The sequence below is a fragment of the Polynucleobacter necessarius genome (assembly GCF_900095175.1).
Lineage (GTDB): Bacteria > Pseudomonadota > Gammaproteobacteria > Burkholderiales > Burkholderiaceae > Polynucleobacter > Polynucleobacter necessarius_I.
On record NZ_LT606946.1, the window covers coordinates 416275 to 432870 of the forward strand.

At 46.0% G+C, this 16596-nt stretch carries 9 protein-coding genes and 4 pseudogenes; 10 read left to right on the plus strand and 3 right to left on the minus strand.

Going from position 1 to position 16596, the window contains the following annotated elements; all coding sequences use genetic code 11:
• Window positions 1-52: 52 nt before the first annotated feature.
• Window positions 53-2339: pseudogene (locus DXE44_RS02265) on the minus strand (glutamate ligase domain-containing protein).
• Window positions 2340-4532, minus strand: a complete 2193-nt coding sequence (locus tag DXE44_RS02270; protein WP_114652322.1) for a cyanophycin synthetase — start codon at window positions 4530-4532, stop codon at window positions 2340-2342.
• 211 nt (window positions 4533-4743) lie between these two features.
• Between DXE44_RS02270 and DXE44_RS02275 the strand changes: the two are divergent.
• The 10 genes and pseudogenes from DXE44_RS02275 to DXE44_RS02315 all read left to right on the plus strand — a co-directional run bounded on the left by DXE44_RS02275 (window position 4744) and on the right by DXE44_RS02315 (window position 14605).
• Window positions 4744-7088 (plus strand): annotated as a pseudogene (locus DXE44_RS02275) (cyanophycin metabolism-associated ABC transporter).
• The gene (locus tag DXE44_RS02280; RefSeq protein ID WP_231970657.1) at window positions 7060-7560 is read left to right on the plus strand and encodes a cyanophycin metabolism-associated DUF1854 family protein; all 501 of its coding nucleotides are present in this window, start codon (window positions 7060-7062) and stop codon (window positions 7558-7560) included. The pseudogene DXE44_RS02275 and the gene DXE44_RS02280 overlap by 29 nt, the downstream one beginning before the upstream one ends.
• Window positions 7561-7742: 182 nt before the next feature.
• Window positions 7743-8750: a Bug family tripartite tricarboxylate transporter substrate binding protein gene (locus tag DXE44_RS02285; RefSeq protein ID WP_114652326.1), complete on the plus strand. Its 1008-nt coding sequence runs from the start codon at window positions 7743-7745 to the stop codon at window positions 8748-8750.
• A gap of 118 nt (window positions 8751-8868) precedes the next feature.
• Window positions 8869-9021: a hypothetical protein gene (locus DXE44_RS10510; RefSeq protein WP_231970545.1), complete on the plus strand. Its 153-nt coding sequence runs from the start codon at window positions 8869-8871 to the stop codon at window positions 9019-9021.
• Window positions 9022-9033: 12 nt separating this feature from the next.
• Window positions 9034-9393, plus strand: a pseudogene (locus DXE44_RS02290) (tripartite tricarboxylate transporter TctB family protein); the annotation flags it as partial.
• A 39-nt stretch (window positions 9394-9432) separates the two neighbouring features.
• Window positions 9433-10934 (plus strand): annotated as a pseudogene (locus DXE44_RS02295) (tripartite tricarboxylate transporter permease).
• A 97-nt stretch (window positions 10935-11031) separates the two neighbouring features.
• Window positions 11032-11403 (plus strand): DUF2946 family protein, encoded by a 372-nt coding sequence (locus DXE44_RS02300; protein ID WP_114652330.1) that lies wholly within the window; start codon window positions 11032-11034, stop codon window positions 11401-11403.
• A gap of 65 nt (window positions 11404-11468) precedes the next feature.
• Entirely contained in the window at window positions 11469-13610 is a 2142-nt protein-coding gene (locus tag DXE44_RS02305) for a TonB-dependent receptor (RefSeq protein WP_197712807.1), read from the plus strand.
• A gap of 67 nt (window positions 13611-13677) precedes the next feature.
• A complete protein-coding gene (locus tag DXE44_RS02310; RefSeq protein ID WP_162785855.1) occupies window positions 13678-14094 on the plus strand; it encodes a DUF2244 domain-containing protein in 417 nt (138 codons plus the stop codon).
• A gap of 22 nt (window positions 14095-14116) precedes the next feature.
• Window positions 14117-14605: a copper chaperone PCu(A)C gene (locus DXE44_RS02315; RefSeq protein WP_114652334.1), complete on the plus strand. Its 489-nt coding sequence runs from the start codon at window positions 14117-14119 to the stop codon at window positions 14603-14605.
• Between the two features lie 84 nt (window positions 14606-14689).
• On the opposite strand, the gene ilvD is transcribed toward DXE44_RS02315, so the two are convergent.
• Complete coding sequence (gene ilvD / locus DXE44_RS02320) at window positions 14690-16378, minus strand: dihydroxy-acid dehydratase (protein WP_114652336.1); 1689 nt, start codon at window positions 16376-16378, stop codon at window positions 14690-14692.
• Between the last annotated feature and the right edge of the window lie 218 nt (window positions 16379-16596).

Sequence of the window (16596 nt, forward strand, 5' to 3'; positions counted from 1 at the left end):
AAGCCCAATCAGTGATTGGGCTTTTTGTTGGGGGCTCAAAAGTAAGTCTTGATTAAGGTTGAACTTTCTCTTTGAGGTAAGCCAGAGATTCTTCCACTTGATCAATGAGGATTAGGCAAATATCACCAGCAGATAAATCATCAAGTGCAGTATCAATAGCGAGGAATTCACCGGTAATTTCTTTAACTTGTTTGGCTTTCTTGGTGCCTACTAAACCTTCTTGTAGCAGCTTTAAGACTTCACCATCCTCGCGCCCGCGTTGACACTGATCTTGATAAAGAATGACATTGTCAAAGCTATTACCAAGAATGCGAGTCAGGTCACGAATATCTTCATCCCGACGATCCTCGGCACCACTGATAACGACGTGACTCTTTTTTGGTTTCATTGCCTCGATGGCGCTGGCTAGAGCGCGCATGACGTCTGGATTGTGACCATAGTCAGCAATCACCGTGGCGCCTTTATGTTGGAATTGATTAAAGCGTCCAAGCACTGCATTAGCCGAGCTTTCAAAAGAATGAAGGCCGCGAGCCACTGTTTCCGCATCCAAGCCTAGGGCCCAGGCTGCACCAATTGATGCCATCACATTTTCAATTTGGAAGCCTAATACACCATTTTGAGTCAGCGGAATTTCACTTACTAGATAGCGGAAAAGTACACGCTCCCCTTTGGAGCGGATGATGTGGGTGCCATCAAAATAAATCACTTTTTTGTTTTTGGCGCGATGGGCTGCAATGACGGGGTGATGTTGGTTCTGAGAAAAGAAGATCACTCGACCGGTGCAGAAATTACCCATCCTAGCCACAATAGGATCTGTTGCATTGAGAACTGCAGCGCCAGTAGGGGCAACGTTCTGAACAATGACTCGCTTCAGAATTGCTAGATCCTCTACGCTGGTGATGTAGTTCAGACCCAGGTGGTCACCTTCGCCGATATTGGTCACAACGGCAACCTCACAACGGTCAAAGCCAAGACCTTCTCGCAACATACCACCGCGAGCGGTTTCCAATACGGCAGCATCCGCAAACCGGGCGCCGCATTGACTTCAACAATGCCACCGCCCTGAGGCTCTAGAGGCTTATAAATCGCCTCGCACAAGACATCGACACCAGCAATATCCAATCCAATCATTTGGGCAGCAGCAATTGCACTCGCAGCTACATTTGGATGTACATCATCAGTCACATCAGTGGCAGTACCGCCGGTGCTGAGGTTGGCGTTATTGCGAAGTAAAACGCGCTCACCAGTTTTGGGAACATATTGTGGGCTTAAGCCATTGCTAGCTAGATGTGCAAGCGCGATGTCATCAAAACGAATCTTGGTTAAAGCGGTTGCATGACCATCGCCACGCAATGGATTTCTGTTTTCTAATTCGACTAACTCAGAAACGGTATGTTTACCATCGCCAACCACTTGAGCCGGTTCTCGGCGTGCTGCAGCGGAGAGGCGATTGCCTACAACAAGTAGGCGATAGTCAGCACCAGGGAGATGGCGCTCGACAATGGTTTGACGTCCAAAAGCTTGGGTAACTACAAAGCCAGCACGAATTTCTGCTTCAGTTTGAATATTGGCAACAACACCTTTGCCTTGATTTCCATCTTTGGGCTTTAGAACAATGGGGCCGCCAATCTTTTGGGCAGCGCGCCATGCATCATCTGCAGTAGTAACCACTTCACCAGTGGGAACAGAAACTCCCGCAGCTGCCAATAAGTTTTTAGTGAGCTCTTTATCTTGTGCAATCGCCTCTGCAATTGCACTGGTATCGCTAGTTTCTGCTGCCCGAATACGGTTTGCTTGCTACCCCAGCCAAACTGAACCATGCTGCCTTCAGTCATGCGGCGGTAGGGAATATTTCTTTGTACGGCAGCGTCTACGATAGAGCCAGTGCTGGGTCCTAGGCGAACATCCTCATACAAAGCCTCTAATTCTGAGAGGGCCGCAGCCAAATCAAATGGCACATCACTCAGGGTTGCTTGAATAAGTCCAAAAGCAAAATCAAATGCCATGCGTCCAACAACTTCTTCGGTATATTCCGCAACGACTTGATAGACGCCGACGTCAACTGTTTGTACTGTGCGGCTGAAGGTGACTGGGCAGTCTGCTTGAGATTGAAGGCCTAAAGCAGCATGCTCTAAAGCATGTGCCAGAGAGAGAATTTCATTATGACCGCCACGGCGCATGCTGCCTAATTGAGGAAAGCGTTCGCGAATCTTGATTTCAAAGCGGGGAATTGAATCGATGGATCGTTCTGTTTCATCGCAAGAAACAATGGCCTCTAGTGCGTTATGGCAGCTCCATAAATTTGGGCCGCGCAACATACGAATACGGGTGATTTCCAATTAAGCCTCTGGTGGAATATTGGAGCTAGAAACAAATGTTTCAACTCCAGCTTCGATAACGTTGAACGGAATATCCAAAGCCCAGGCTGCACCAATAGCTGCTGCAAGACTTAAGTGTGGCGCCCATTCAAGGGATGCCTCTTTGACTGATGAAGGAATTGGAATCACTAACCTGTCTACTTTACCTTGCTTGAGCGTAATGCCAGATGGGCTCACAATAATTGATCGACCATCTTTTTCTTGATGGGCGGTCACTACAGGGGAGTCCAGCTCTTGAGAGAAGTACATTACCTCACCCTTGCTGAGTTCAGCCATTTTGACAATCATTGGATCGTCTGCATTTAATACGCTGGTGCCGGTAGGTAATACAACATCAACCTGAGTGCGCACTACGTTAAATAATTGATCTTCTTCGCTGATGTTATGTTCAGGAAAGAGCTTGAGTGAATCAATATTGAGTACGACACCAACTTGACATTGATCGTATGCCAGGCCCTCTAGCAACAGTGATGCATTGTCATTCTCAAGAACAGCAACTTCAATCGCTCTATTTTGAAGGGTGCGTCGTGCGTTTTCCCAGTGGGAAGAAGAGGTTTGTTTGATGGTGCGATTGCCAAAATAAAGGCCATTGCTAGTGGAGAGTTCAACATGCACGTTCGTCAATCTAGTGAAGTGGGCAATCATTTCGGCGGCGATCGTTCTTCCGGAATTCCCGCTAACGCCAACAATTGGAATTCTGAAATCGTAGCCTGGAGGAAAGAGATGATTTGCAATTTCTTCGCCAACAGGTTGTGGAGTGCCGCTAGCAGGTTTTAAGTGCATCAATAAGCCAGGACCTGCATTCACTTCAACAATGGCCGCGTTTTGCGACTCTAGTGGCTTGCTGATATCTTGAGCTACGAGGTCAATTCCCGCAATTTCAAGCCCAACAACGCGTGCAGCTAATGCTACTTGGTGGGCTACTTCAGGGTGAACTAAGTCGGTCACATCAAATGCCACATTGCCATTACTTTGAATCAATACTTTATGATCAACCCCTGGAATGCTTTCACCAGTCAGCTTTTGGCGAGCCAACTCTAACTCAACTGCTGAATCGATCCGAACTGGATTAAGAGGGCATTCTTCAGTCGTGCCACGACGTGGATCAGAATTAATCTGAATTTGAATGAGTTCAAGAACGGTGTGCTTGCCATCACCGGTGATCCAAACTGTTTCACTTTTCGCAACTGCCACTACTTTATTGCCGACGACTAACAAACGATGTTCATCGCCAATGATGTGGCGCTCAACCAAAACCTCACTACCTTCATTGATGGCTACAGCATAGGCTGCTTCAATTTCTTGTTGGGTATAGAGGTTGATAAATACGCCACGACCATGATTACCATCAATCGGCTTCACAACCACTGGTAAGCCAATATCTTGTGCGGCTTCCCAAGCATCATCAGCACTTGTAACAACTCTACCTTCAGGGATTGGAACACCTGCGCTTGCGAGCAAGCTCTTAGTTAGGTCTTTATCACGCGAGATAGTTTCTGCGATGGCGCTAGTTTGATCAGTTTCTGCTGTCCAAATACGTCGTTGCTTGGAGCCATATCCGAGCTGAACCAAATTGCCACTGGATAGCCTGATGTAAGGAATTTCTCGGACGGTAGCTGCGTTGACAATACAGGCTGTGCTGGGACCAAGACAAAGATCATCACTTAAATCACGAAGTTCTTCAATGATCTGCTCTCGTTGAGCAATGGCATCGCCATTATCTTGAATTAAGGTGAGGAGAAGGTCACGCGCAAACTTAAACGCTTGCAATGTCACAGCTTCTTCAATAGCACTCACAATAACTTTGTAAACGCCACGGCGACCACCATCACGAGCTCTGCCAAAGCCACCGGCAATTCCGGCTAAATTTTGCAGCTCAATGGTGAGGTGCTCGAGAATGTATCCTGGCCAGGTGCCTTCTTCAACCCGTTTTAAAAACCCATCAGGCTCGCCGTAGCTACAACGATGTTCATGCAGACTTGGAAGGCATTTGCAAAGACGATCATAGAAACCAGGAATTAAGTCAGATGGATAGTCTTCCAAGTCGCCAATGTCGATCAAAACCTCCAGCGCGGGGTTGTAGCTCCACATATTGGGGCCACGCAGATGTCGGTGGCTCAGGATTTCAATGGTTTTATCTAGTAATTGGGGCATGTGTGGAATGGGGAATCTCAGCGCCGCATCAGAAGGTGAGGGCGAGGATGTCTCAGACTATCTCTCTGGTTCTAGTAATTATTCAAAATCCACAAAATTAGCAAAAATATATAAAAAAGACTATTTCGATAATTTAACGGGCTTTCTACCCCTGAAAGTTAACAGCATCATTAAATCTTCAAAACCTGGCTCCACTATACTTTTAGGGCTAATGAAGCTCGATATTTCTCCATCCGTGCCCCCTGCACCCATTCACTGGGTTGCTTGCATTAGAGGCCGATCAGTCCCCGGTAAATGGGCTAGATTCCATACTGGCATGGGTCGAGCTGGACCTTGATGATGCTATGCGCTTTGCAAAAAGCCTACTTTGCATAATCCCATCAGGGCTATTTTGGACGGATGGCACCCACTCAGAATTCTGGCCTATTAGCTCTGGAGCCCATCTTTTTCAGGGAGATCATGCTGGAGTCGGTTACCTGAAATTGGAGTCTGAGGTCAGTTTGCTCAGGCTTTGGCGCTTTACGTTGGCGGTTAATCCTCAAATATTGCGCCTTCAGGGCGCCTATAAGCAATTAGTCAGTGGTACGCAGACAGTGAAGGAGTCTGAGGCTTCTGAATACGATAAACAAGTTTGCCCAGTCTGCTTGAGCCCCAAGTCTGCTAATTCCGAGGCTTGCCCCTCCTGCAATCCAGAGGATGATGCTCCACCATCTACCTTGACCTTATTTAAGTTGTGGCGTTTTGCGCGATCTTATAAGAAAGAGCTGTTACTAGGCTTTGTTCTGACTTTGTTCTCAACTGGCGCTACTTTGATCCCGCCATATTTGACGATGCCTTTAATGGATCACGTCTTGATTCCATATGAAAAAGCTAATTCGATTGACTTCAATTTAGCTAGCAAATATCTCCTCGCTTTATTTGCGGCAGCGATCGTTGCCTGGGGCTTGGGCTGGTGGAAAACCTACCTTCTTGCATTGGTGAGTGAGCGTATTGGTGCAGATTTGCGCAATACCACTTTTGAACATTTACTGAAATTGTCTTTGGAGTATTTCGGTGGCAAAAGAACTGGTGACTTGATTGCGCGTATTGGCGCTGAGACAGATCGCATCTGCGTATTTTTATCTTTGTATGCCTTGGATTTTGCGACTGATGTGATCATGATCACGATGACGGCAGCAATTTTGGTTTCGATTGATCCCTTGCTAGCATTGGTAACTCTCGCACCATTGCCATTCATTGCGTGGATGATTCATGTGGTCCGAGATAAGCTGCGTTTTGGTTTTGAAAAGATCGATCGTATTTGGTCTGAGGTGACTAATATTTTGGCCGATACGATTCCAGGTATTCGGGTTGTCAAAGCTTTTGCTCAAGAAGATCGCGAGCTCAAACGTTTTGTAGATTCCAATAAACACAATTTACAAATTAATGATCGTGTCAATCGAGTGTGGGGTTTGTTTTCTCCAACAGTTACGTTATTAACTGAAACTGGCCTCTTGGTGGTATGGGGTTTTGGTATTTGGCAGGTGGCACATCAAAAGGTTACGGTAGGCGTGTTGATTGCTTTCTTAGCTTACATCGGGCGCTTCTACATTCGATTAGATTCCATGAGTCGCATTGTTTCTCATACCCAAAAAGCTGCTGCTGGTGCCAAACGTATTTTTGATATCTTGGACCATGTTTCTAGTGTTCCTGAGCCAATCAATCCAGCGCCATTGGTTGAAGTTAAAGGCCAAATCTCCTTACGGGGCGTGGGTTTCCGCTATGGAAACCGGGCCGTCTCCAAAGGGATTGATCTGGATATTGCCCCTGGAGAAATGATTGGCTTAGTGGGACATAGCGGTTCAGGTAAGAGCACGCTAGTGAATTTGATTTGTCGCTTCTATGATGTGAGTTCAGGTGCCATAACATTAGACGGGCGCGATATTCGCAGCATCGGAATTGCTGACTATCGCAAGCGTATTGGTTTGATGCTGCAAGAACCGTTTTTATTCTTTGGCACGATTGCAGAAAATATTGCGTACGGAAAACCGAATGCTACGCGCGAAGAAATTATTGAAGCGGCGCGCGCTGCACATGCTCACGAATTTATTTTGCGCTTACCGTTGGGTTACGACTCCTTAGTAGGTGAGCGCGGCCAATCTCTTTCTGGTGGAGAGCGTCAACGTATCTCGATTGCGCGTGCGCTCTTAATTAATCCAAGCATTTTGATTTTGGATGAAGCAACTTCATCGGTAGACACTACAACTGAAAAAGAAATTCAGCGCGCCCTTGATAACTTGGTTAAAGGTCGTACAACGATTGCGATTGCACACCGCCTCTCTACTCTTCGAAAAGCTGACCGCTTGGTTGTGCTCGATAAGGGGGGAGATTGTGGAGATTGGTTCACATGATCAGTTGATGGATGCACAGGGCGCGTATTACGCCTTGTATCAAGCGCAACTTCGCCATGCTGCCGAATTCGTTGAGGGTGGCGCGATTGGCGAGAGTATTGATGAGAATGAAAGAGACGAAGAGCGTCTTCAGCTTATTGCCAAGGAAACTGGGGGTGGTGTATGAGCCATCATCAAAAGTTACATGCCTAGAGCGTGATGCCCTGGGGCGTCTCGTATTGACTAATACTGATGGTATCGAGCATATTGGCGTCTATCCAGTAAGAGCGTTTCCGATTACACAGCCAGAGGCTGGAATCTCCATCATGAACCAATTTGGTAAAGAGTTGTGCTGGTTTGATGAAGTCAAAACCATTCCTGAGGATGAGTTGGCTCTCATTAAAGAAGAGTTGGCAGCTCGTGAGTTCATGCCCGTGATTAAAAAGATCACCAAGGTATCCACTTTTGCAACTCCGAGTCTTTGGGATATCGAAACCGACCGAGGGCTCACCAGAATTCGTCTTAAAGGCGAGGAAGATATTCGCCGTATTGCCGGAAATACACTGCTAATTGCTGACTTTAATGGCCTGCAGTTCTTGATCCCAGATTCCACCAAGCTCGATAAAATCAGCAAGAAGCTTTTAGACCGGTTTAGGTAAGAATTTCTCTGCAAAATTTTTACTAGGGTTACTACTAATTAGATTAGTGAAAGCCCTAGGTATCGATTTAAATATTGTTGATGCCAATCAAGAGATCTATGTACGGATCGATCAAAAATCATTACGCAATAAAGAAAAGCCAAAGTAATATTGGTATTCAAAAATTTTTTGGAGGAGCGTTCATGAAGATGAAGTTAAAAGGGGCATTGATTTCCACCGCATTAGCCCTCGGTCCTGTTACTGTTTCACCTGCTTTTGCTGCTTGGGAGCCAAACAAGCCAGTTGAGTTCATTATTCCTGCCGGTCCTGGTGGTGGTGCTGACCAAATGGCTCGTGTGATCCAAGGTATCGTTACTAAGCATAATTTGATGAAGCAATCGATCATTCCAATTAATAAGTCTGCTGGAGCAGGTGCAGAAGGTTTCTTGGCAATTAAGGAAGCTAAGGGCGATCCAAACAAGATCATCATTACGCTGTCAAACTTGTTCACTACATCTATGGCAACTGGCGTTCCATTTAACTGGAAAGAAATCACTCCAGTAGCGATGTTGGCTCTTGACCAGTTTGTTCTGTGGACAAGTGCTGATAAGCCATACAAAACAGCGCCTGAGTATATTGCTGCAGCTAAAGCAGCGGGTCCTGGTAAGTTCCGCATGGGCGGTACAGGTTCCAAGCAGGAAGATCAAATCATTACTGTAGCGCTTGAGAAAGCAACCGGTGCCAAGTTCACCTACTTGCCTTTCAAAGGGGGTGGTGCGGTAGCGGTTCAGCTCGTTGGTAACCACATCGATTCATCTGTAAACAACCCAATTGAAGTTGTTGCTCAATGGCGTGCTGGTAAGTTGCGTCCTCAGTGTGTGTTTGATGATACTCGTATGCCATACAAGCAAAAGATGACAGCAACTCTCTCATGGAGTGACATTCCAACTTGTAAAGAAGTTGGAGTTGATACTGACTATGTGATGTTGCGCGGAATCTTCATGGCTCCTGGCGTAACTCAAGAGCAGGTTGATTACTATGTAGAGCTTTTCAAGAAAGTTCGCGCTACTCCTGAGTGGAAAGACTTCATGGAAAAAGGTGCGTTTAATCAAACCTTTATGACCGGTAAAGAATTTAGAAACTGGTTGACCTTGAACGAAGCGCTTCACTTGCAGTTGATCACTGAAGCTGGCTTCTTGGCCAAGAAGTAATCTCTAAATAGGGTCCCGGTTCCGGGACCCTATCCCTGAGCAGGTAAGTTCACTTTTAGTGATGTCTAGAAGTAATTCAATATTTTTTTAATTAACCCTCAAATTGGTGATCGAAGTAATGTCTGAAAATTCAAATAATAATAGTCACGAGTCGCTTGTCAGCGTCCGGACAATGGATATGATTACTGCAGCCCTGTTTATTCTCTTGGGTGCTATTTTTATGTATGGCTCTGTGAAGCTTGGCAATGGTTGGGGTTCAGATGGTCCTTAGGCAGGTTATTTTCCTTTCTATATTTGTCTGATCATGTCAGCAGCTAGTGCGGTAACTCTCTTCAAAGCCTTTAAAGATAAGAGCGAAAAAGAAGAGTCTTTCGTTGAGAAGGGCCCTTTTAAACAGGTCCTCTCTGTTTTATTGTCTGCAGCTGTTTTCGTTCTTGGAATGCAGTTGATTGGCATATATGTTTCTGGTTTTATTTATATCGCGGTATTTATGAGATGGCTGGGAAAATACGCGCTTTGGAAATCGATTGTGGTTGGATTGGGTGTAGCAGTTGCACTCTTTATGATCTTTGAGATTTGGTTCCAAGTTCCGCTCCCGCATGGCTCACTCTTTAATCCATTGGCGATTATTGGCGTGCAATAAAAATAACAATTACAAAAATTAAAAAAGAAGGAGATCAAGTTGGAAGAAATTAGCGCTCTATTTCAAGGCTTTGCTGTAGCCTTGACGCCATTCAACTTATTATTAATGTTTGTTGGTGTAACGCTTGGCGTGATTATTGGCGTATTGCCAGGCTTAGGTGGTGCTAACGGTATCGCAATTTTGCTGCCTTTAACATTTACTATGCCGCCTACCTCCGCAATTATCATGCTGTCCTGTATTTACTGGGGTGCATTATTTGGTGGGGCGATTACATCGATTCTCTTCAATATTCCGGGTGAGCCGTGGTCCGTTGCGACAACCTTTGATGGGTTATCCAATGGCTCGTGAGGGTAAGGCTGGACAGGCTTTAACTGCTGCGTTTACTTCATCGTTTGTTGGCGCATTCTTTGCCATCGTGATGATTACCTTCTTAGCTCCATTAATTGCTAAGTTTGCGCTGGAGTTTGGGCCTCCAGAGTTCTTCTCGGTTTACTTACTAACTTTCTGTAGTTTCGTGGGCATGAGTAAGGGTTCGCCATTCAAAACGATTGCATCAATGATGCTTGGTTTTGCGCTGGCTACTGTAGGTATGGACACCGTTACTGGACAACTCCGTTTAACTTACGGAAGCCAAGAACTCATGCGCGGTTTCGACTTCTTGATTGCGGTTATCGGCTTGTTTGGTATCGGCGAGATTTTGGACTCCATGGAAGAGGGGCTGCAATTTAAAGGCGCTGCTGCAAAAATTCGCCGTCAGGTTGTATTGGAAACTTGGGCTACATTGCCAAAGTGTTGGGCGACTTCATTGCGCAGTTGCTTAATCGGTTGCTGGATGGGTATTACTCCAGGTGGTGCTACACCAGCTTCCTTCATGGCCTACGGTGTTGCAAAACGTGTGTCTAAAAATGGCGACAAGTTTGGTAAAGGTGAAATCGAAGGGGTGATTGCTCCTGAGACGGCAGCTCATGCTTGCAGGTACTGCTGCCTTATTGCCTATGTTGTCTTTAGGTATTCCTGGATCTCCAACAGCAGCCGTGTTACTTGGTGGTTTGCTGATCTGGGGTCTCCAGCCTGGCCCATTATTGTTCGTTGAGCAGTCTGACTTCGTATGGGGCTTGATTGCGAGTATGTACCTTGGAAACATCGCTGGTTTGATCGTGGTGTTAATCTGCGTCCCTGTCTTTGCATCGATTTTGAGAATTCCATTCTCAATCATTGCGCCAGTTATTCTGGTGGCCTGTGCGGTGGGTGCGTATACCGTAGGAAATGCTTCATTTGACGTATGGCCCATGCTGATATTTGGTGTGGTTGGTTATGTTTTTAAGAAACTAGACTACCCAATGGCTCCGATGGTTCTCGCCTTAGTATTGGGTGACCGTGCAGAAGACTCTTTCCGTCAGTCCATGCTCATGTCTGGCGGCGGTTTAGATATCTTCTTCTCAAACTACCTAGTAGGTGGCATCAGTGGCTTGGCGTTGCTCTTGTTGTTATGGCCTTTAATCAGCAAGGTAATCGGCAAGAAAAAAGTTGCTGCAGCATAAGACTGAAATAAGCTAGAAATAGCGATTTCATGAGGGAAAAGGGGCGCAAGCCCTTTTTTTCATACCCAAGAGAAAATTCCGATAAAATTCCACCATTATGAATTTCCGCAAAAATCACCTCATTCATTGGATTGCAGCTGCAGCCATTGCAATGAGTGCGCTTGCGCCAGCAGTTTCTCAAGCGGTGTCGCTTGCTAAACATGGCCAAGGTTTTGCAATGGAGATTTGTGCGGCTGATGGCACCAAGTTGCAGATCAATATTCAGGGCGAAGATCAAACGGATCTTGCGGAAGTTCAGCATTGTCCATATTGCATCGCTCACACAGCCATCACGCCAGCATTCAACGCTAATCTCACATTCCAGGCACCGCAAACACTTGCTTTGCTGCCACAGCTTTTCTATCAATCACCCAAGCCTCTCGCCGTTTGGGTAACACCTCCCTCAGCAGCGCCTCCAGCAATCGCCTAACACTACATTCTTCCCATTTTTGGGTTTTGTAATTGACCATCCTGGTCATTGTTTTGGTGATGCAAATGAAATTAGTAAAAGTTACACCTATGGCCTTGGTGGCCTCTTTAATGTGTTCGGGCGCATATGCACAAGTTAGCTCTAGTATTGATTCGGTAACAGTAACAGGTATTCAGGAGGCGCCACTTACTCAAACTATTCTTACTGGTAAAGAGTTGAATCAGTCGCGTGTCAACACCCCCAATACTGCAGCAATGCTTTTGAATATCCCTGGTGTAAGCATGTATTCCGGTGGCGGCGTATCTGGCTTGCCGGCAATCCATGGTTTGTCAGACGATCGAGTATCCGCCAATGTGGACGGCATGCCACTTTTATCTTCCTGCCCAAACCATATGAACTCACCGCTGTCATATATCAGCCCACCCAATGTGGGTAGCGTCAAAGTGATTACTGGTCTATCGCCTGTAAGCGCCGGCGGAGATAGTTTAGGTGGCGTTGTTTCTGTACAGTCTTTGCCTCCAGTATTCGCTAACAAAGGTGAGTCGCTTACACAAGGTGAGGTGGGTGCTTCTTACAGTAGTAATGCATCAGCCATTGGTGGAAATCTGAATGTCACGGCAGCAACCGATGAATTCAGCGCCAACTATACGGTTGACTCTGTAAAAGCAGGAAATTACACGGCTGGCGATAACTTCAAGCCGGCTGGAAATGGTATCTCACCTAGTACGGTTGGCGCATCAAGATATATCGCTACCAATCAACAACTTGCTTTAGCGTGGCAAAAAGATAACCACCTGGTTGAATTTAAGGCAGGCTATCAACTTATTCCATTCGAAGGTTATGCAAACCAACGTATGGATATGACTAAAAATCAAAGTGAGCAATTTAATCTCAAGTACACCGGTAAATATGATTGGGGTACTTTAGAAGCTCAAGCCTATAACCAGATGGTCAATCACCAGATGGATGACAACACTGGCGCACGAACATCGCCGGCAATGCCAATGCTGGCAACAAGCTCTACCAATGGAGCCATCATTAAGGGAGCGTTGCCAATTTCTGAAACTCAGTTAGCTAGACTCGGAACCGAGTGGCAAGGATATAAATTAAATGATTGGTGGCCACCATCAGGCACTGGAATGATGATGAGTCCAAATACCTTTCAAAATATTAATAATGGCACCAGAGAGCGTTTAGCATTATTTGGCGAATTAGAGCAGCAGTGGTCTAAGGAATTGATGAGTTTGGCCGGGGTACGTGTTGAACAGGTCGCTGCAAATGCAGAAAATGCTCAGGGATATAGCTCTATGTATCAATCTCAAGCAAATGCATTTAATGCTCAGGAACATCAGCAGACTGATTACAACTGGGACTTAACAGCCCTTTCTCGGTATAAACCAGATAACAATCAAAACTACGAAGCAGGTTACTCGCGCAAGACCAGATCCCCAAATCTCTATGAGCGCTACTCTTGGTCAACAACACCGATGGCAGCAATCATGAATAACTTTGTAGGGGACGGTAACGGTTATGTTGGACAGGTAACGCTAGCCCCTGAGGTTACAAATACCGTGAGCTTTGCAAGCGACTGGCATGATGCCAATAAAGAGGTTTGGGGATTTAAAACCAACCCTTATTACACCTACGTGAGCAACTATATCGATGCAGCATGTAATACGACTTGTACTGTTGATAAATTTAATGTCCTTAAGTATGTAAACCAAGATGCGCAACTCTATGGATTAGATCTTTCCGGTAACGTAATGCTAGGTAAGTTGCCTCAGTTAGGTCGTTTCCAAATGACTGGTATAGCCTCATATACTCGTGGACAAAACGTTACCACTGGTGCCAGTCTTTACAACATCATGCCGCTGAATGGAAAGCTTGGCCTTGTCCAGTATTTGGGAGCAAATTGGACCAATACGATTGAAGGGCAGTTTGTTGCTGCGAAGAATAATCTCAACGCGGTACGAAATGAGATTGCCACTGGCGGATATTCACTCTATAACTTACGCGTCTCATATGACGATAAAAAATATCGTGTGAACTTTGGCATTGAGAACTTGCTGAATAAGCTCTATGCGTTGCCACAGGGCGGAGCTTATTTGGGGCAAGGCAACACGATGTCTATGAATGGTGTGGCTTGGGGTGCTGCAGTTGCGGGCATGGGAAGAACTTTCTACGTTTCAGCAAACATGAAGTTTTAGTTGTATAGACATTGATTTAATTAAAAAGAACGGTTGATGGTAAGGCTGAAAAATGAAAGTCTGGCTAATGAAAAGAAATTGTTCCTTTTCCCCAAAGCAGGTGGGAGGTTTCTACCTATCTATTGTGGTTTTTTCTCTTTTGGTGGCTGGATATTTTTATTTGATTGGGGCTTGGATGATTCTCATCTTTACCTCAATTGAGATTTTGGCTGTCACCATTGCCTTGTATATTTATACGCGCCATGCTTTGGATTACGAGAAGATTACGATTTCAGGAAAGCAATTATTGTTTGAAAGAAGTTGGGGTGGCAAGATTCAACAGCATGAGTTCAACACCATTTGGACTAAGTTGATTTATGGCGAATCAAAGGGAAAAGATTTGGTTTTGAAGACTTCCGCTAAAGAGGTGCCAATCGGTTTTTTTGTTGGCGCCAATGAACGTGAGCAGTTTGGAAAAGAGCTTGAGAGATTTTTAGGGATTTGAATTTAACTAGGAGGTAGTAAATATGAAAAGTAATACATTATTAAATACATTATTAGTTGCTGTAGTGGGCTTTGGTTTGGCTGGCATGGCTCAGGCACAGAACGCTAAAGTTGGTAGCGTAAAAATTGAAAACGCTTATACGCGTGCAACAGTTCTTGGTCAAATGGCTGCTGCTGGTTTTATGAAGATTGAAAACAAAGGCGCTGCAGACCAACTCATTTCTGCAAGCTCACCAGTTGCTGGTGAAGTGCAATTGCATGAAATGGCGATGGATGGCAATGCCATGAAAATGCGCCAAGTGAAAGACATTCCAGTACCAGCAGGTGGCGCTGTTGAATTAAAGCCAGGCGGCTTACACCTCATGTTTATGAACATCAAAGCACCTTTGGCTGCTGGTGAGACTGTTCCTGTCAAACTCAAGTTTGCTAAAGCTGGTGAAGTGGAAGTGAAGATGCCTGTCAATGCGATGGGCAATCCTGCTGGTGGCCATGGCGGAGCAATGAAGCACTAAGCATGCGCTTTTGTTGTATCTAGCTTAGGCATTAAAAAAGTCCCTAGTATTACTTAGGGGCTTTTTCTTTGGTGCAGGGGATGTTTAATCCAAATTCAGATCTGTTACCGCACCTTTACTTGCGGTGCTTGCGAGGTGAGCATACTTGGCAAGCAATCCACGGGTATAGCGTGGTTTAGGTTGCACCCAAGCAGCACGACGCTTAGCAATCTCTTCATCACTCACATTGAGTTGAATGAGCAACTTATGAGCATCGATCGTCACTGAGTCACCTTCATGAATAAGGGCAATGACGCCGCCCACAAAAGCTTCCGGGGCAACGTGACCCACCACCATGCCCCAAGTACCACCAGAGAAGCGTCCGTCAGTGATGAGGCCGACTGTCTCGCCTAAACCTTGACCAACGAGGGCAGAGGTAGGGGCAAGCATCTCACGCATGCCAGGGCCGCCTTTAGGGCCTTCGTAACGTATTACCATGACGTCACCGTCTTTGATCTTTTGCGCCATGATGGCCGCCATTGCATCATCTTCAGAATCAAATACACGAGCAGGACCAGTAATCGATGGGTTCTTGAGGCCCGTAATCTTGGCAACGCAACCCTCGGGGGAGATATTGCCCTTCAAAATAGCTAAGTGACCTTGCTTGTACAGCGGGTTATCTAAAGTAAGAATGACCTTTTGATTGGCGCGCGGTACTGAGGGAACATCTTTCAATGTTTCAGCGATTGTTTTGCCAGTAATGGTCATGCAATCACCATGCAAGAGTCCGCCATCAAGCAAAATCTTCATGACTTGCGGAATACCGCCAGCTTGGTGAAGATCAGTTGCCAAGTATTGTCCAGAAGGTTTCATATCCACGATGACGGGAACGCGCTTACGAATGCGCTCGAAGTCATCAATAGTCCAGTCGATCTCAGCAGCGCTAGTAATTGCTAGGTAGTGGAGAACGGCATTGGTAGATCCACCAACGGCCATGATCACGCTCACTGCATTCTCAATGGATTTTTTAGTGATGATGTCACGAGGACGCAAATTTTTCTTGATGGCCTCAACCAGCACTAAAGCTGATTCATGCGCACTAGCAACTTTCTCAGCATCTTCATTGGCCATTGTGGAGGAGTAAGGCAAGCTCATACCCAAAGCCTCAAATGAGGAGCTCATGGTGTTCGCTGTATACATACCGCCGCAAGAGCCGCTACCTGGGCAAGCGTGTTGCTCTACGCCCTTAAGGTCTGACTCACTCATACGGCCTGAAGTGAATTCACCAACGGCTTCAAACGCGGAAACGATATTCAGATCCTTGCCTTTGAAATGACCTGGCTTAATTGTTCCGCCATAAACGTAGATGCTCGGTACATTGGTGCGGGCCATCGCCATCATGCCGCCCGGCATATTCTTATCGCAGCCACCGATCACGACAACACCGTCTTGCCATAAGCCGTTGACGCAGGTTTCAATACTGTCAGCAATCACTTCGCGAGAGATGAGGGAGTACTTCATGCCCTCAGTACCCATGCCAATGCCATCAGAGACGGTAGGGGTGCCAAACATTTGTGCTTTTGCGCCAGCCTCTTCGAGAGCGGTTACTGCTGCGTCTGCTAGCTTTTGCAAGCCGCTGTTGCACGGGGTAATGGTTGAATGACCGTTTGCTACGCCAACCATCGGTTTAACAAAATCCTTCTCTTGGTAGCCCATCGCGTAATACATTGAGCGATTGGGTGCGCGAGCAACCCCTTCGGTAACATTACGCGAGCATTCATTGAGGCGTTTCATGCTGATATGGACTCCAGAAAAGAAATTATCGAAAAGCTCTATTGTGCCGTGAGACCAGGTGGAACGCAGGGGTTTATCCAGACATTCCTGTCCTGTTGCCAAACGTCGCAATAAGCAGATTTCTCTATTGTATTTGCTCATTAAGGATCAGTATTAGCTTGAAGGCTAATATCCTTAGCAAAAAAGCTGCGGTACATTCCCCTTATCTATTACTTTTT